The organism is Paraburkholderia sp. GAS348, assembly GCF_050434205.1.
Lineage (GTDB): Bacteria > Pseudomonadota > Gammaproteobacteria > Burkholderiales > Burkholderiaceae > Paraburkholderia.
In genome coordinates this window covers 357247-375263 of the sequence record NZ_JBNPVT010000006.1, presented here as the reverse complement: position 1 = coordinate 375263, position 18017 = coordinate 357247, and the positions used below count along the sequence as shown (strand labels likewise).

The 18017-nt window shown below is 62.1% G+C and carries 11 protein-coding genes; 10 read left to right on the top strand and 1 reads right to left on the bottom strand.

What is annotated here, in order from left to right; all coding sequences use genetic code 11:
* Positions 1-147 precede the first annotated feature (147 nt).
* From P3T22_RS13990 to P3T22_RS13980, 3 genes are read left to right on the top strand one after another with little or no spacing between them, the layout of a single operon-like run.
* Complete coding sequence (locus P3T22_RS13990; RefSeq protein ID WP_429325274.1) at positions 148-1212, top strand: efflux RND transporter periplasmic adaptor subunit; 1065 nt, start codon at positions 148-150, stop codon at positions 1210-1212.
* Entirely contained in the window at positions 1209-4382 is a 3174-nt protein-coding gene (locus tag P3T22_RS13985; RefSeq protein WP_429325261.1) for an efflux RND transporter permease subunit, read from the top strand. Before P3T22_RS13990 ends, P3T22_RS13985 begins: the two co-directional genes overlap by 4 nt.
* Positions 4383-4384: 2 nt before the next feature.
* Positions 4385-5848, top strand: a complete 1464-nt coding sequence (locus P3T22_RS13980) for an efflux transporter outer membrane subunit (protein WP_429325260.1) — start codon at positions 4385-4387, stop codon at positions 5846-5848.
* Positions 5849-5968: 120 nt separating this feature from the next.
* On the opposite strand, the gene P3T22_RS13975 is transcribed toward P3T22_RS13980, so the two are convergent.
* Positions 5969-6724, bottom strand: a complete 756-nt coding sequence (locus P3T22_RS13975) for a TetR/AcrR family transcriptional regulator (RefSeq protein ID WP_429325259.1) — start codon at positions 6722-6724, stop codon at positions 5969-5971.
* A gap of 163 nt (positions 6725-6887) precedes the next feature.
* On the opposite strand from P3T22_RS13975, the gene P3T22_RS13970 reads away from it, so the two are divergent.
* The 7 genes from P3T22_RS13970 to P3T22_RS13940 all read left to right on the top strand — a co-directional run bounded on the left by P3T22_RS13970 (position 6888) and on the right by P3T22_RS13940 (position 18016).
* Positions 6888-8543, top strand: coding sequence for a bifunctional 3-(3-hydroxy-phenyl)propionate/3-hydroxycinnamic acid hydroxylase (locus tag P3T22_RS13970; RefSeq protein WP_429325273.1), 1656 nt, complete (start codon positions 6888-6890; stop codon positions 8541-8543).
* 13 nt (positions 8544-8556) lie between these two features.
* Positions 8557-9627, top strand: coding sequence for a VOC family protein (locus P3T22_RS13965; protein ID WP_429325258.1), 1071 nt, complete (start codon positions 8557-8559; stop codon positions 9625-9627).
* 34 nt (positions 9628-9661) lie between these two features.
* The gene (locus P3T22_RS13960; RefSeq protein ID WP_063495702.1) at positions 9662-10618 is read left to right on the top strand and encodes a fumarylacetoacetate hydrolase family protein; all 957 of its coding nucleotides are present in this window, start codon (positions 9662-9664) and stop codon (positions 10616-10618) included.
* On the top strand, positions 10615-12636 hold the full coding sequence (locus P3T22_RS13955; RefSeq protein WP_429325257.1) for an acyl-CoA synthetase: 2022 nt from the start codon (positions 10615-10617) through the stop codon (positions 12634-12636). The genes P3T22_RS13960 and P3T22_RS13955 overlap by 4 nt, the downstream gene beginning before the upstream one ends.
* 544 nt (positions 12637-13180) lie before the next feature.
* Positions 13181-13885 (top strand): OmpW/AlkL family protein, encoded by a 705-nt coding sequence (locus P3T22_RS13950; RefSeq protein ID WP_063497904.1) that lies wholly within the window; start codon positions 13181-13183, stop codon positions 13883-13885.
* A 278-nt stretch (positions 13886-14163) separates the two neighbouring features.
* The gene (locus P3T22_RS13945) at positions 14164-17142 is read left to right on the top strand and encodes a molybdopterin-dependent oxidoreductase (RefSeq protein ID WP_429325256.1); all 2979 of its coding nucleotides are present in this window, start codon (positions 14164-14166) and stop codon (positions 17140-17142) included.
* Positions 17143-17152: 10 nt separating this feature from the next.
* Entirely contained in the window at positions 17153-18016 is an 864-nt protein-coding gene (locus P3T22_RS13940; protein WP_429325255.1) for a 4Fe-4S dicluster domain-containing protein, read from the top strand.
* The last annotated feature ends 1 nt before the right edge of the window (position 18017 follow it).

Here is an 18017-nt window from a genome sequence, read left to right as displayed (position 1 = left end):
CGCCCATTTTATTGCTGGACCATCACCTGCCTTGTGAACATCGTGAAACTTTCCGGTCTTAAAACGCAGACGCTTGCGCGTCCCTTCCTGCCGTCCGTCGTCCGGCCATCCCTCCGAGGACGTCTTCTGATTGCGGCTTGCGGCGCAATGCTGCTAGCGGCCTGCCACCAGCGCGAAACCGTTGCTCCCGAGCCCAAGCCGGTCGTCGCCATCGCGGTGCATCCCGATGGGCGCACGGCGAGCGCCTCGCTGCCGGCTCAGGTACAGGCGCGGTACTCCACGCCTCTTTCGTTCAGGGTCGCAGGCAAGGTCACCGAACGGCGCGTGCGCATCGGCGATACCGTCAAGGCGGGGCAGGCCGTTGCGCTGCTCGACCCTACCGATCTGCGCAATAACCTGGCCAACGCGCGAGCGCAGCTCGACGCCGCCGAACATCGTCTCGTGTACGCCAAACAACAGCTCGATCGCGACCGCGCTCAGGCGCAGGCAAACCTGATCGCGACGGCGCAGCTGGAGCAGACCCAGGACGCCTACGCTTCCGCCCTCGCGCAGCGCGATTCGGCGCTTGCCCAAATGGCGCTCGCCACGGATCACCTGCGCTACGCCACGCTAACGGCAGACCACGACGGCGTCATCACGTCGGAGGACGCCGACACCGGCCAGAACGTTCAGGCAGATCAAGCCGTCTATCACCTCGACTGGACGGGAGACGTGGATGTTGTCTGCGACGCGCCCGAGCGGACGCTTGGCGCATTGACCGTCGGCGGCAATGCGCGCGTGAGCCTGTCCGCGCTGCCCGGTAAGACGTTTGAGGCGCGCGTGCGCGAGGTGTCGCCCGTCGCCGACCCGCAAAGCCGCACCTGGCGAGTGAAGCTCACGCTGGCCGCGCCAAGCCCCGAAGTTCGCCTCGGCATGACGGCCAATGTCACGTTCGATGACGTCAGTGACGCGCCAACGGCGCGTCCGTTCGCGCTGCCTGTGACGGCGCTCTTTCATAAAGGCGAGGACCCGGCAGTGTGGGTGGTGCGCGCCGGCAGCGACACCCTTGAGCTGCGCCCTGTCAGCATCACGCGCTACGACGAGCGCACGGTCTCCGTCACCGGCGGCCTGCACGACGGCGACCGCGTCGTGATGCAGGGGGTGCACGCAGTGAGCGCAGACCAACACGTGCAGGTGGTGGCACCGGTGCATCCCGAGGATTTTTCGTCATGAACGCACGCGACCGCGAAACCGGGCGTGACAGCGCGCCCGTCACCCCGTCCGACGCCGAGGCACATGGCGAAGGCGGCTTCAATCTCTCCGCGTGGGCGTTGCGCCATCAGCAGCTCGTGATCTTTCTGATCGGGCTTGCAACCCTGTTCGGCGTGATCGGGTATACGCAGCTTGCCCAGTCGGAAGACCCGCCGTTCACGTTCCGGACCATGGTCGTCAAGACTTACTGGCCGGGTGCGACTGCCCGCGAGGTGCAGGAACAGATCACGGACCGGATTGGTCGTCAGTTGCAGGCCGCGCCGTACGTCGACAACATCAAGAGTTACTCGCGGCCCGGCGAGTCGATGATCTTCTTCGCAATGAAAGACTCGGCCCCGGTCAAGGATGTCCCAGAGACCTGGTACCAGGTGCGCAAGAAAGTGGGCGACATCGCGGCGACGCTGCCCAAGGGGACGGTTGGACCGTTTTTCAACGACGAGTTCGGTGACGTCTACACAAACATCTATGCGCTTGAAGGCGACGGCTTTACGCCTGCGCAACTGCACGACTACGCGGACCAGTTGCGCGCGATCCTGCTGCGCGTGCCCGGCGTCGCCAAGGTCGACTACTTTGGCGACCCGGACCAGCACATCTTCGTCGAGATATCGAATGCAGAACTGACGGGGCTCTCTATCACGCCGCAGCAGCTCGCCCAGGCAATCGACGCACAAAATACCGTTGCGCCCGTGGGCACCATTACGACGGCGGACGACCGGGTGTTCGTGCGACCGAGCGGCGCGTTCAAGGACGTGCAGGCGCTCGCCGACACGCTCATCACCGTGAACAAACGTACGTTCCGGCTCGGTGACATCGCGAAGATCACGCGCGGCTACGACGATCCGCCCGTCACCCAGATGCGGGTCGGCGGACAGGCGGTCCTCGGGATCGGCGTCACAATGCAAAAGGGCGGCGACGTGATCAGCCTCGGCAAGGCGCTTGACGCGAAAACCGCCGAACTGCAGGCCGCCATGCCGGCGGGACTCAAGCTGGCTGCCGTCTCGAGCATGCCTCACGCGGTCAAGCATTCAGTGGACGAGTTCGTCAGGTCGGTCGCCGAAGCGGTAGCAATCGTGCTGGTCGTGAGCCTCGTTTCGCTCGGCCTGCGCACCGGCATGGTCGTCGTGATCTCGATTCCGATCGTGCTCGCCGTGACGGCGCTGTGCATGCATGTGTTCAATATCGGGCTGGACCAGGTCTCCCTTGGCACGCTCGTGCTCGCGCTCGGGCTGCTCGTCGACGACGCGATTATCGCCGTCGAAACGATGGCCGTGAAGCTCGAGCAGGGGTGGACTCGCACGCGCGCGGCGGCCTTTGCCTACACGAGCACGGCATTCCCTATGCTGACCGGCACGCTCGTGACGGTATCGGGCTTCCTGCCGATCGCACTCGCGAAATCGAGCACGGGCGAATACACGCGCTCGATCTTCGAAGTGTCGGCCATAGCGCTGATCGTCTCGTGGTTCGCGGCCGTCGTGCTGGTCCCCTTGCTGGGCTTCCACATGCTGCCCGAGCATAAGAGCCACGAGAGTGGCGGGCACCATCACGAGCACGATGTTTACAACACCGGCTTCTACCGGCGCCTGTCGGGGTGGGTCTCGTGGTGTATCGAGCGTCGCTGGGTTGTGCTTGGTGTCACTGCCGCGCTCTTTGCGATCGCGATGGCGGCCTTCACGCGCGTGCCGCAACAGTTCTTCCCAAACTCGGAGCGGCCGGAGCTGCTCGTGGACCTGCGACTGCCGGAAGGCGCTTCGTTCGAGGCGACGCTGCGTGAAGCGAAGCGCCTGGAAAAGGCGCTCGACGGCAATCCCGGGATCGACCACTTCGTCGACTTTGTGGGCACCGGAGCACCGCGCTTTTACCTGCCGCTCGACCAGCAGCTTCAGCAGCCCAACTTTGCGCAGTTCGTGATCACGGCAAAAAGCGTCGAAAACCGCGAAGAGTTGATGCGCTGGCTCGATGCCAAACTCGGGAGAGAGTTCTCCGGCGTGCGCACGCGTGTGGCGCGGCTCGAGAACGGTCCGCCCGTGGGTTTCCCGATCAAGTTCCGGGTGAGCGGCAACGATATTGCAACCGTGCGCTCCATTGCTGAAACGGTCGCCGGGAAGGTCCGTGCCGACTCCCGCACACGCAATGTCCAGTTCGACTGGGACGAGCCGGCGGAACGGTCGATCTCGTTCGAGATCGATCAGAGCAGGGCGCGCCAGCTTGGCGTCACGTCGGGGGACGTATCGAACTTCCTGGCCATGACGCTTTCGGGGTACACGGTCACGCAGTACCGTGAGGGGGACAAGCTGATCAACGTCGATCTGCGCGCGCCGAAGAGCGAGCGTGTTGATCCCGCGCAGCTCACGAGCCTCGCGATTCCGACGCCGAACGGCCCGGTTCCGCTCGGCTCCCTCGGACACGTTCGGGACACGCTCGAGTACGGCGTGATCTGGCAGCGCGACCGGCAGCCGACGATCACCGTGCAGGCTGACATTCGGGGCGACGCGCAGGGCATCGACGTGACCCGCGATATCGAGGACGCGCTCGCCGGGGAACAAGCGAGACTGCCGGTCGGTTATCGCATCGAAGTAGGCGGCGCGGTCGAAGAAAGCGTGAAAGGCCAGACCTCGATCAACGCCGAGATGCCGCTCATGATTATCGCCGTGCTGACGTTGCTCATGATCCAGCTCAAGAGCTTCCTGCGGACGTTTATCGTCGTGCTGACAGCACCGCTCGGGCTGATCGGCGTCGTGGCCGCGCTGCTCCTGTTCGGCAAGCCCTTTGGTTTCGTCGCGTTGCTCGGCGTGATTGCCATGTTCGGCATCATTATGCGCAACTCCGTGATTCTGGTCGACCAGATCGACCAGGACATCGCGGCGGGGCATGGGCGCTTCGACGCGATTATCGGTGCAACCGTGCGGCGCTTCAGGCCAATCATACTGACGGCCGCAGCCGCCGTGCTCGCCTTGATTCCGCTGTTGCGTTCAGCGTTCTTCGGGCCCATGGCGACCGCGCTGATGGGGGGTATCACGATCGCCACGGGACTGACCATTTTCTTTCTGCCGGCGCTCTATGCGACGTGTTTCAGGATTCGGCGCGATGAGCGCGGGATGCAACCGGTTGTCGTCGAGCATACGGAGATCTGATCATGAAGCTTGCCCATAAGACATCCGCTCTCGCAGTCGCTACGGCGCTCGCGCTGACGGCCTGCTCGTTCGGCCCCAGCGGCGAGCCGCCGGCGACGCCTTCGCCCGAGCACTACGGGGCGCAGGCGCAGCCCTCGAAGACTGTTGCCGCAGGCGGTATTGCGCAGCAATTCGATATCGGCTCGACGGCCGTTCCGCAATGGTGGCGGCTTTACCGGTCCGCCGTGCTCGATGCACTCGTCGACGAAGGCTTGCGCAACAGCCCGACGCTTGCAGGTGCGCAGCGAACGCTCGCGGCCGCGCAAGAGGGACTGCGCGCGCAGGTCGGCTCATCCACGCTGCCGTCAGTCGACGGTGCCGCCCAGGTTGAACGCGCGCGGTCACCCGTCGTGCCGGGCCTCGGCCCTGAGCAGGTGCAGTACAACTTTTTCGCCGGGCAGATTCAGGCGCACTACACATTCGACTTCTTCGGCCAGACGCGCTACGCAAACGCGGCGGCTGCCGCTCGCGTGAACGTGCAGGGGTATGAGCTGGAAGCAGCCCGGCGCGCGCTCGCCGCCAACATCGTCGGCACGGCGATCAATGCGGCGGCGCTCGATCGTCAGATCGCGCTCACCGAACGGCTCGTCGCTGTGGCGAGCGAAACCGCAAACGAGGATCGGCAACGGTACGCGCTCGGGTCCATTTCGCACGTGCAGGCGCTCAATTCGACGCAGGACGCAGATTCGATCGCGGCGAGCCTTCCGGCCTTGCGCCAGCAGCGCACCTCAACGGTCCACGCGCTGGCGGTACTGATGGGCCGGACGCCGGATGACGCACCGACCGTTCCCGACCTCGACAGCCTGTCGTTGCCTGACCATGTACCCGTCGTCGTGCCGTCGGACCTGCTGCGTTCGCGTCCGGACATTCAGGCCGCCGACGCCACCGTGAAAGCGGCCGCGGCCGACGTTGGCGCGGCGACCGCGCAACTCTTTCCGAGCCTGTCACTGACGGCCTCGATGGGCCGCGGCGGCTTTAGCTGGCCCGCGATGCTCTCAGGCGCGGGCGGGCTCTGGGCAATCGGTGCGGGCCTGTCGCAGCCGCTCTTCCACGGTGGGGCGTTGTTCGCACAACGCAGAGCCTCGATCGATACCTACGATGCGGCGGTTCTGCATTACAAGTCGACGGTTCTGTCGGCATTCCAGGATGTCGCGGATTCGCTTGCCGCACTGGACAACGACGCGCAGACGCTGGCATCAACCGAAAGAGCGGCACAGACAGCCCGTACGGCATTCGACGAAACGGCGTCGCGCGCCCGTCTGGGTTCCCTGCCGTCAACGGCACAGCATGCCAGCGAGCAGCGATTTCTCAATGCAGAGCTTAGCGCCGTCCGCGCCGGGAGCCAGCGCATGAGCGATACCGCCGCACTCTTCCAGGCGATGGGCGAATTGCCGGACGATCAGCCGCACGTGACGTCAGGAGAATGAACCTGATTCCTTGAGGTCGGGGAGAGCGACGCGATGAATCGGTTCGCTCTCCAAAGCACCTTTGCTCATCGTACCAGGTCGGTGACCCTAATCCAGTAACGTGCCTTGTCGTCGTCGGCCTCATTCGTCATCGACTTCCGCCTCGACGAGTGGCAACTCTCGCATTGCAATCTTCTCCGCCTCCGCGCGCTTGAGCCCGAGTGTTTGCAGAAGCGTCGCTGCTGTGCGCTCGGCGAAGTGCTCTCCGCTGAAGCCAAGCTCGTCGAGCAGCTGCGCCGCCGGCGCGCCCGGCGCGACGAAATTCAGCTCGGCGGCAACTGCCGCGAGTACCGTACCGCCCACCGAAAGAAAGCCGATGAAGGGGTCGGCGACCACAAAGCGCCTGGCGGCGATGCCATTTCCGATATCCCGCAGCAGCCGCTGACCCAGGCCGCGGCTCAGGACGCGCGCTGAAAACCCTTCGCGTATCAGGAAGCGTCCCCATACCGGATCGCGCCGTGCACGCATCAGGGTATGGCGAACCGAGACGGCGATCACTTCAGCGGGGTCGGACAGGCCCCTGGTGAGGCGATCCAGCATGTCGGCAAATTCCTCGAACACGTTGTCCACAAGCGTCGCGTAGATGGCTTCCTTCGACTCGAAGTGGTTGTAGAACGAGCCGAAGCCGACGTCGGCGGCCTCGGTGATTTCGTTGATGGCTACGCCTTCCATGCCCTTTTCGGCCATCAGCGTGAGGGCGGCGTCGAGCAGGCGGGCGCGCGTCTCGCGCTTGCGACGGGCGCCGCGCGGCTCGCGTTCTTCGGAAACGGCAACCGGGGAGACTGGTGCCGCACGGGTAGGACGCTTTGCTGTCGGGCGATTTGAAGTGTTCGGCATGATCGGTCCAGTTTTGGCCACACCGAAGTATAGATGCTATTGTCTATGTTGACAAAACACTCAATTATGACTTTAATGTCATTAACGGCAGCCCAGCGCCGGTCTAACAAGCGAATACGGAGTGACTGTGGAGACAGCAGCAACAGATGGTCCCGCGCCGTGCATCCAGCATGGCGAGAGTGATGCGCCGACCGGGAAATTTCCGCCAGCCGTAGATGTTTTGTTGGTGGGTTATGGACCGGTGGGTGCAACGATTGCCAATCTGTTGGCACGGCAGGGTGTGAGCGTGATGGTTGTCGACAGGTCGACTGAAATATTCATGGCGCCCCGTGCGATCGCGCTCGATAACGAAGCGCTGCGCATCCTTCAGCTTGCCGGCGTTGCGGAGAGCGAATTCGAGACGATTGCCATACCGTATGTCCACATGAGGTCACCCATGCTGGGCCTGTTCGGCAGGGTGAATTCGCTGGGCAGCCTGGACGGCCATCCGAAGCTCGTCACCTTCTACCAGCCAGACCTGGAGCGGTGCCTGCGCGCCCGGCTCGAGAGATACGACTGTGCGCATGTCGCGCTGGGGGTCGAGCTCAAGAGCTACACGGAGGACCGGGATCATGTGCTCGCATCGTTAGATATTGGACAGGGGCGCATTCGTGTAGTCCGCGCCCGCTATCTGGTCGGCGCGGACGGGGCGAGTTCATTGGTACGCCAGCTCATCGGGCAGGAATTCAAGGGCAAGACGTTCGGCGAGGACTGGCTGATCGTCGACGCCCGTCACGTACCGCGTCCGATCGATCACATCGAGTTCATCTGCGATCACCGTCGGCCGATCCCGCATATGGTCGCGCCTGGCGGCCGTGAACGCTGGGAATTCATGCTGCGGCCTGGCGAGCGTCGCGAGGACATGGAATCCGAGGCGCGTATCCGGGAATTGCTGTCCCCATGGGGCAATGTCGAAGACATGATCATCGAGCGCAAGGCCGTGTATCGCTTCCATGCGCGCGCTGTCGATGCATTCAGCAAGGGCCGGGTGTTCCTGGCGGGCGACGCGGCCCACATCACGCCCCCCTTCGTCGGGCAAGGGTTGGTCGCAGGTCTTCGGGACGCAGCCAACCTTTGCTGGAAGCTCGCATGGGTGGTGAAAGGACGTGCCGACCCAAGGATTCTCGATACCTATGACCAGGAGCGGCGCCCCCACGCGAAGGCGATGATCAACCTGGCGAAGTTCATGGCCAAGCTCGTCATGCCCCGAAGTGGTGTCGTCGCACTATTGACTCACGGGCTGATGCGTTTGTCGAGACTGGTGCCGCGCCTGCGCGTGCAATTCGAAGAACTGCAGATCAAGCCGAAGAATGCGTTCCGCGACGGGCTGTTCGTCAAGGGTCGCTCTTCGACGAAGCTTGTTCGTGGCGCGGTCATCGCGCAAGGCTGGGTGAGAGGTTCGGATGGCTCCACGCGTCTGAGCGACGACGTGCTCGGGCAGGGCCTCACGCTGATCGGGTTTGGCGTGGATGCGGCGGCTGCGCTCGAGCACGTGACGGCCGCAACGTTTGCGCGTGCCGGCGGCCGCGTTGTCCAGATTGCACATCGGGGGCAACGGCTGCATCTTGCCCCGCGCGATAGCTGGGAAGACCTCGAAGGCGTATTTCTTCCCGGGCTGGTGCCCGCCGGGTGGGCTGCCGTAGTCCGGCCCGACAAGACAATCGTCCACGACGGCCCGGCCACCGAAGCAAACCGTATCGTGCGCGAGAGTCTTGCCTTGCTGGGTAGTCCCGTGAGCGCGCCGACACCGGAAGTCGAATCCGCTATTCGAACCGCCTGATTTCTTATCCGTTATGAACCTGACCACTGCACAGCCGGCTCGCCACCCCGATCCCACGACGAAAGCGTCGGCATTAGCCTATCTGATATTCGACCGGCCGGACCTCGGGAAAGCCGAGCAGTTTCTCAATGATTTCGGGCTACTGACCGTATCGCGCAGTGAAGCGCTATTGCTTCTGCGGGGAACCGGCGCTTCGCATTTCTGCTATGTCGTCCGAAAGGCGCCGAAATCCCGGTTCGTTGGTTTCGGGCTACAGGTCGACAACAGGGCCGATCTTGATGCACTTGCAAAAGTGCCTGGCGCCTCCGAGGTCGAGCGGTCGCCCTTGCCCGGCGGCGGCTATTCTGTACGGTTGACCGACCCCTCCGGCTTTCGCGTCGATGCAATATGCGGCCAGGCGCCAGTTTCGACGCTATCCCACCGGCCGCCATTGCCGTTCAACTCCGTGGATGCGGCCGTCCGGATTAACGGGACGCAGCGACCGCCCGAGTGCGCGCCCGAAGTTATCCGGCTCGGGCATGTCGTGCTCGAACTCGCCGATTATCAGGAAACGTGCGCATGGTATACGCAGCATTTCGGCTTCATCCCGAGCGATGTGCAGGTGCTTCCCGATGGCTCACCCGTCGTCGCGTTCATGCGGCTCGATCTGGGTGACAAGCCGGCCGATCACCATACCCTCGCTCTTGCGCAAGGCTTCCTGCCTACCTACAGCCATAGCGCCTACGAAGTCGTTGACGCCGATGCGGTCGGCATGGGCCAGCGCGTCCTGCGCGAGAAGGGCTGGACGCACGCATGGGGGATCGGCCGCCATATTCTGGGCAGTCAGATCTTCGACTACTGGCAAGACCCGTGTGGCGACAAGCATGAGCACTATTGCGACGGTGATCTCTTTACGGCTGATGCGCCGACCGGTGTCCATGCCGTGAGCCGTGAGGCGATGGCGCAATGGGGACCGACAATGCCGCGCAGCTTCACAAAGCCCAAATTCACGCCCGTGAGCATCGTGGCGCTCTTCAGGAACCTGCGCCGCAGCCCCGATCTGACGCTGAGCAAGCTGCGGACGCTGGCAAAGCTTTTTGCCTGAACCAACCCCTTCCATAGAATCCGGAGATCGATAAATGGCACTTCACGTTCTGCATTATTTGCATCAAGACCGCGCCCAGTGGGGCGTGGTCGCTAATGGCGCTATCACGCCGATTCCTGGCGAGTTCAAGTCGACCTCCGAGTTTATCGAGGCCAACCCGGTCGAACGGCTGCTGGTGCTAAGCGGTCCCACGATTCTCGAATCGGAGGTGCAATGGTTGTCGCCCGTGACCGTCAATCAGCAGTTCATCTGCCAGGGCGCGAATTATCGCCAGCATATGATCGAGTCCGGAATGGACCCGGATGTGAAGAAATTCAACATGATCTTCACGAAGGCGACGAGCTGCATCGTTGCGGCCGACTCGCCCGTGGTTAAGCCAAACGAAGTGCAGTTCCTTGACTACGAGATCGAACTCGGTCTCGTCCTCAAACGCAACATTACGTCGCGCGAAACGGTCACTGAGGAAAACCTGCATGACTACATCGCCGGCGCCGTGATCGTCAACGACTATTCCGCGCGCGACATCCAGATTCCGCAAATGCAGTTCTACAAGGGCAAGAGCTATCGCACTTTCGGCCCTGTCGGCCCTTACCTGTGCCTCCTGGAGAAACGGGATATTTCAAAGCTGAAGGAGCTCGTGCTGACGCTGACGGTGAACGGAGCTGTCCGCCAGAATGACTCCACGGCGGGCCTCGTCTACGGCCCGGCAGAGACCTTAACAGAGCTTTCAGGCGTACACGACCTGCGCGCCGGGGACCTGCTCGCCACCGGCACGCCCTCCGGTTGTGCCCTGAGCATTCCGTCACCGGAAAAGATGCGCGCCGCGGCGCAGCTGCCTGAAGCGGAAAAATGGCGTCTGTTCCTGAAGATGCAGGAGGAAAGGCCACAGTACCTGCGCGTGGGTGACATCGTGGAGGCGCATATCGTCAGCAATGACCGCTCGATCAATCTGGGCGTACAGCATAACGTCGTTGTAGAAGAGGCGGCATGAAAGGCGTCGCAAATATAGACGATGTCCTTGCCATCGAAACGCAGGGACAACCGGCGGATCTTCCGTCGAGTACCTACGAGATGATCTGTCGGGGCGCAGCCATCAATCCAATGGCACCCGCGCTTTCGTTCTTTGCAACGGCCGACGACCATCGGAACGCTGAGTGCTGGACGTATAGCGAACTCGTGCGTGATGTCACGCGAACCGCGAATATGTTTTCGCACCTGGGGGTACAGCGCGACTCGGTGGTCGCGTACGTTCTGCCCAACCTCCCTGAAACGCACTTTGTGATCTGGGGCGGGGAAGCCGCCGGGATTGTCTGCGCGATCAATCCGCTGCTTGAAGGCGAAGCCATCGGCGAATTGCTCAACGCCTCAGGTGCGAGCGTGCTCGTCACCCTGGCGCCGTTTCCCGGAACCGACCTTTGGCAGAAGGTGCAATCGGTGCTGCGCAAGGTCCCTTGCCTGCAGCATCTCGTGCTCGTGAATCCGGCCGACCGCGTGCCGGGTGAAAAAGGCTTCGAGGCCCGGATGCTCCAACGCGGCGAGTGTTCAAAACTGCATGGACCTGGCGGCATTCACAGTGCCGTTCCTGCGCATGTTGGCATCCACGATTTCAGCACTGCAATCGCGCAAGAGTCGGGGGTAGCGCTCAGCAGCACGCGTCGGATGAGTATTGATGATGTGTCGTCCTTCTTCTGCACGGGCGGCACCACCGGACTGCCGAAGATTGCGATTCGCCAGCACGGCAACGAGGTGGCCAATGCGTGGAACGCGGGTCAATTCTTCGGCGAAAGCATTGGTCCGGGGAAAACGATTTTTTGCGGACTGCCGCTTTTCCACGTCAACGCCGTGATCGTGACAGGTCTGCTGGCGTTCTCGCGCGGTGCCCACGTCGTGCTCGGCACACCACAAGGTTATCGGGGCGAGGGCGTTGTAAAACGTTTCTGGGAAATTGTCGAGCATTACCGCATCAATTTCTTCAGCGGTGTTCCGACACTCTACGGATCGCTGCTGGACGTTCCGGTTGGCGAGCGCGATATCAGTTCTCTCGAGTATGGCCTGTGCGGCGCCGCCCCCATGCCGGTGGAATTACTTCGCACGTTCCAGGATCGTACAGGAATCAGAATCCTCGAGGGCTACGGCCTCACGGAAGGGACTTGCGTTAGCAGTGTTAACCCACCGCTTGGCGAGCGCAAGGTCGGTTCGATTGGTCTCCGTCTGCCTGGTCAGGCAATGAAAGCTGTGGTGGTCGATGAAAGCGGCCGGTATGTACGGGACTGCGTCGCGGATGAGGTCGGCCAATTGGTTATTTCCGGGCCAAACGTGTTCGCTGGCTATACCCGGCCGGAGCAGAACAGCGGCATCTGGATGGAAGGCAGCGACGGCGGGCGCTGGCTCAATACCGGAGATCTTGGACGCTGCGACCACGACGGCTACTTCTGGCTCACCGGCCGGAAGAAGGAGCTGATTATCCGGGGCGGACACAACATCGACCCTGCGGCAATCGAAGAACCACTGCATCGCCATCCCGCAGTCCAGATTGCTGCAGCTGTGGGGCGCCCCGATATGCACGCGGGCGAGTTGCCGGTTGCCTATGTCCAGCTAAAGCCGGGCACAACGGCAACCGAAGAGGAACTGGCCGAGTTTCTGCGTCGCGAGATCAACGAACGCGCCGCGTTGCCAAAGGGGATACGGATCGTAGACGCGATGCCGCTGACGGGTGTGGGCAAGATCTTTAAGCCGGCGCTGAAACGGTCCGAAACGACAGACGCCCTACGGTCGGCACTCGTGGAGGCTGGCGTTGAGCATGCAGCCGTTAGCCTTGTTGACGACACCTCGCGCGGATTGTTACTCCACGTCGAACTTGCCGACCCCGCGTTCGAGGCACTGGCGACTTCCGCGCTCGGGCGCTTTCCGTTCGCATTTTCGATCTCGGTCGTCGCGAGGCCGTCACGGGCGGAGCAACCGACGGGGACAGACGCAACAGCGACAGATACGCAGGGCAGCCCAACGTGAAACGAGCCACGACATCAACGGGGCGCGTTGGGTCACGCCCGGACTAAAGGTTAATCCGGTGTACGCGCCGCGATGCCGCGGTTCAAATGCCTGCCGGTGTCTATAGATTAGAACGCCTAATGGTTTGGAGGGAAAGAGGATGAGTGTTGCATCAGAAAGGTCTTTGCGTTCGCAGGTTGAAAAATGGCTCGGACCGACTTCTTCGACGCCGATTCGAGTTACCCGATTCAGCCGCGCGCGCTCGAATCAGAGGCCGTGCGTGCGTATCGAGCTACTGCTACCGGGAGGCCCGCTCGGATTCTTTTTCTTCCGGCACCGCGACGGCACGTGGTGCGTGTTCCCGCCTGAGACGGAACGCCTGGCCATGCACGCTTACTAGGCGTGCAGGGCGATCGGAGGATGCGACATTGTGGCAATACGGAGGAAGGAAAAACAATCAATTGAACGAATCCAACGGCAACACCACTGATTCATAAAAATTTCCAGACAGAGAGACAGGAGAAGAGACTTGAGGAATTACAAACGCGCGATTACTTCGGTCGGTATGGCGGCTTGCATCTGCTCGGCTGCGCTTATCGACAATGCCAATGCGCAGTCAGCCGGAAGCATAACGCTGGCGACAGGATGGCTTCACATTGCACCACAGGGCGACGCAACGCCACTAACCGTGGAAAGCATTGGCGGCGTGGCGGTGAATCAGCAGCTATCTGGTAGCGGAGCGCATGCGAGCTCAACGGATACGGTGGGAATTACCACCGAGTACTACGTCACGGACAACATTGGTGTCGCCATGCTTTTTGGACTACCGATGAAGGTGAATCTGGTTGGCGACGGGACGCTACATAAGTATGGCAACCTCGGCACGACAAAGCCGATGCCGCCCGCCATCGAACTTCGATACCACCTGTTTTCAGCCGAATCGAAATTCCGTCCGTTCATAGGGCTCGGCGTGAACTATACGTGGTTCACCCAGGTTCGGACAACCAATAGCCAGTTTGTCACTGATAGCCTTGGTCCAGGCGGCTCGGCACGTGCGACACTCAGTTCATCGTGGAATCCTGTATTCGAGGTCGGGGCAAATTACGCGATTACAAAACACTGGTCGGTCGGAACCTCTCTCGGCTACGTTCCGGTGAAGACCCACCTTACGTTATACGGGCAGACCGCAACGGGAACGCAGATCGTTTCCAAATCGACGCTCCGACTCAATCCCCTTAACGTCTTCCTGAACGTCGCCTATACCTTCTAGCGCGTACAGGTCGTCGATGCGCCAATCGAGGGGTTTGAACGCTCATCGAAGACACGGAAGTTATTTTTTCGCCACCCGGACCTGACTGCGGGCCGCGACCTCACGGTCGATTACACATATTGCGACACACGCTGCTGCAAAGGAGCCCGGCGATGCCGGGTCTCTGACCCACAGCCGACATGACCATGCTCGTTTGGGCTGCTCACACGCTCGGGGAAACGGTCGGTCATGCCGTCATGTCACCGCTTGCGCAGCAAAGCTTCTCTTTGGATTGAATAATGAAACGACAGGTCCTCAAGACCATTCTTTTTGCCTTGCCCAAGGTCCTTGACATGACGGCACGCCGCTTTCCCGCCTATCGTGATCGCCTGAAGGAGCGCGATCTCGTCGCCTGGATCGGACTCGCGGATGAAAGCATCGGCCGTGTCATCACGTTCAGGAACGGGCGCGTTCGGTCGCGCGCCGGCAGGCATCGGCGGCCCGACGTGCGCATGGCCTTCAAGGATGTGGCCACCGCCCTGAAGTTCCTTTCGCCCAAGCCGGATCAGGGCGAAATCATCCATGCCGCCAAGAACTTCAAGGTGGTCACTGAGGGCGAGGACGAACTCCTGGTTTGGCTATTGCAAACCCTGAGCATGATGCAGACCGTCGGCCTGCCGATGGGCACACCCATGCGCGATGGCACCCGCCGCTACACTACCTGCACCAACGGCGGCCCGCTGTTCGTCTACGTCAAGGATGGTCGCGTCGTTCGGGTGACACCCATCGATCTGGACAGCACGGATGCGCCAAGTTACGTGATCGAGGCGCGCGGACGCCGCTTCAGCCCGCCACGGCGTGGTTTGGTCGCGCCCCATGCCTTGACGCTCAAGTCGCTCGTCTACTCCGACAAGCGCATCCTTCATCCCATGAAGCGGGTCGATTTCGACCCCGACGGTGAACGCAATCCCCAGAACCGGGGTAAGTCTGGCTATGTGCGCATCAGCTGGGACGAGGCCCTGGATATTCTCACCAGGGAAATCAATCGGCAGAAGCGTGTTCACGGTCCTGGTTCCATTACCTTTCCCCTGTCGTCCCACCACCAGTGGGGCAATGTGGGCTACTACCTCAGCGCACTGACGCGCTTTGCCAACCTGATCGGCTTCACCCGAGTCGCTGCAAATCCAGACAGCTGGGAAGGCTGGTACTGGGGCGCCATGCATCATTTCGGCAACTCAATGCGCATCGGCGTGCCGTCCGGCTACGGCGGCGTCGAGGATTGCCTCAAGGAGTCCGACATGATCGTCTTCTGGTCCTGCGACCCCGAAAGCACCAACGGGGCCTATGCGGGATTCGAGGGGACGCCGCGGCGCCTGTGGGCCAAGGAACTCGGCATCGAGTTCGTTCATATCGACCCGCACTGCAACCCCACTGCCCAATTGCTGGGCGGGCGCTGGATTCCGGTTCGACCGCAAACCGACGCTGCGCTCGCCACCGCCATCATGTATGTGTGGGCCGTGGAGGACCTGTACGACAAGGATTACATCGCCGCCCGCACGACCGGGTTCGACGAGTGGAGGTCCTATCTTCTCGGCGAAACCGACGGCGTTCCCAAGACTCCCGAGTGGCGGGAGAGCGAGACCGGCGTGCCGGCCAAGGACGCTCGCGCGCTTGCGCGCCGATGGGGGAACAGGAAGGTCCATCTGGCCGTTGGGATGACCGGCGCGGGATTCGGTGGCGCGGGCCGCGGCGCGACCGGAGCACAATGGGCGCGCTGCATGATCATGATGATGGCGATGCAGGGCTGGGGTAAGCCGGGGGTCAATTTCGGCTGCCTTGAAGTCGGTGTCCCCCATGATCTCCATTTCTATTTCCCCGGCTACGCGGACGGCGGTATTTCCGGCGACCTGGCGTGGACCGCAAATGCGGTGAACAATTACCAGCGCATGCCGCACATCCTGACCATGAATCCGGTCAAGCAAATGGTCCCGCGCCAGCAACTGCCCGACGCCATCATCAACGGCCATGCCACGGGCTACCTCTGGGACGGCATCTCGCAGGAAGCCCAGTTCGCGCCGTTCAGCTACCCCATGCCCGGGTATTCGCCAATCCACATGATCTATCGTTACGGCGGGTCCGCCTTCAGCACGGTGACGAATTCCGGACGCTGGGCCGACGCCTACCGGCACCCCAGCATCGAGTTCGTGGTCAACCAGTCGATCTGGATGGAAGGCGAGGCCCAGTTTGCGGACATCATCCTGCCTGCATGCACTTCGCTGGAGCGCTGGGACATCGGCGAATGGTCGAATTCCGGCGGCTACGCCCACCATGGGTATGGCACGGTCAATCATCGCGTGATGACGCTGCAGCACAAGTGCATCGAACCTTTGGGCGAGTCCCGTTCCGACTACGACATCTTCACCGCGATCATGACCAGGCTGGGCTTGGGCGGGGTGTTTACCGAGGGATGCAGCGAGCTTGACTGGGTCAAGCGGGTCTTCGACTCGTCGGATCTGCCCGATCACATCTCGTGGCGTGAGTTTTGCCGTAAAGGCTATTTTGTCGTGCCACCCGAAAAGCCTGAGTTGCGCCATCCGGTGGACATGCGTTGGTTCGCGGAGGGCCGGCGGAAAGACCTTCAGGAACCACATCCGCTGCCGTCCCAGTTCGCCGAAAAATTTGGCACAGGACTGCAGACGCCGAGCGGCAAGCTGGAGTTCGTGCCGGAGTTGCTGAAGCGGCATACTGCGGACAATCCCGAGCGGCCGCCGCTCAACCGATATATCCCCTCCTGGGAGGGGCTGCGCTCGGACCTGGCTCAGCGTTATCCGCTGCAGTTGATTGCCACTCACAGCCGTTACAGCTTCCATACCCATTGCGACGGCAAGAATTCCTCTGTTAACAGCATCGAGGACCATCGCGCGCTGATCGGCGGCCACCGCTTCTGGCTGCTGAGGCTTAGTCGGGAAGATGCGACCGTGCGGGGCATTGCCCATCGCGACCTCGTGAAGGTTTACAACGACCGGGGCGCGGTGATCTGCGCAGCCGACGTCTCGCCGCTGGTCTACGCGGGAGTGGTCAAGTCGTATGAGGCGAGCGCCGAATTCAAACTGATTGAAATCGAAGGCGAACGCGTCGAAATCGGCGGTTGCATGAACATGCTGACCCCTGACCGGCCTCAAACCGCCGGCACCAGCAGCATGAGCCCCAACTCCTGCCTGGTGCAGGTCGAAAAGTGGAGAAGTGCCGAGGCGTTCAAGCTCGGTCGCGCGGCGTGAGGAACATGGAATGAGCAAGTGGAATCTGGTTATCAAAGTCGGGCGTTGCGAGAACTGTCAGAACTGCGTCATTGCCGCGCGGGACGAGCACGTCGGCAACGACTTCCCCGGTTATGCCGCGCCCGCGTCGCCCAACGCCGACAGCCCCGTTCGCGTCCTGCGCCGTGTCCAGGGCGACTCGCATATGGTCGAGACCACGTATCTGCCGGTCATGTGCAACCATTGCGACGACGCGCCGTGCATGCGTGTGGGAGGCAGCGCCATTCGCAAGCGCGCCGATGGCATCGTCATCATCGACCCGGACAAGGCGCGGGGCCGGAAAGACATCGTGAAGTCGTGCCCGTACAAGGCGATCGTTTGGAATGAAGAGTTGCAAGTGCCGCAGACCTGGATCTTCGATGCCCATCTGCTCGATCAGGGTTGGCCCCGGCCGCGTTGCCAGCAGTCCTGTCCCACCGATGTCTTCGAGACGGTCAAGCTGGATGACGCAGCGATGGCCGAGAAGGCCCGGCGCGAGGGGCTCAAGGTATTGCGGCCCAACCTCGGCACGAAGCCACGCGTGTGGTACAGCGACTTGGAGCGCTGGGAAACCTGCTTCATCGGGGGAAGTGTCAGCGCGCAGATGGGGGAAGTGGTGGAGTGCGTCACGAATGCGGTCGTCGCCCTGTACGTCGGCAATCAGAAGGTGGGCGAAACTGTCTCGGACGGCTTCGGCGATTTCCGGTTCGGTGGCCTTGCCAAGGGAAGCGGCCTCTACCGGGTCGAGATCCGTCATGACCTCGGCAACGCCTGGCGCAATTGCGAACTGGACGAAAGCGTTTACCTGGGCGAGTTCAGGCTCGTCCAGTCGACAAACGGCGTGGGAGTCGCGTGAT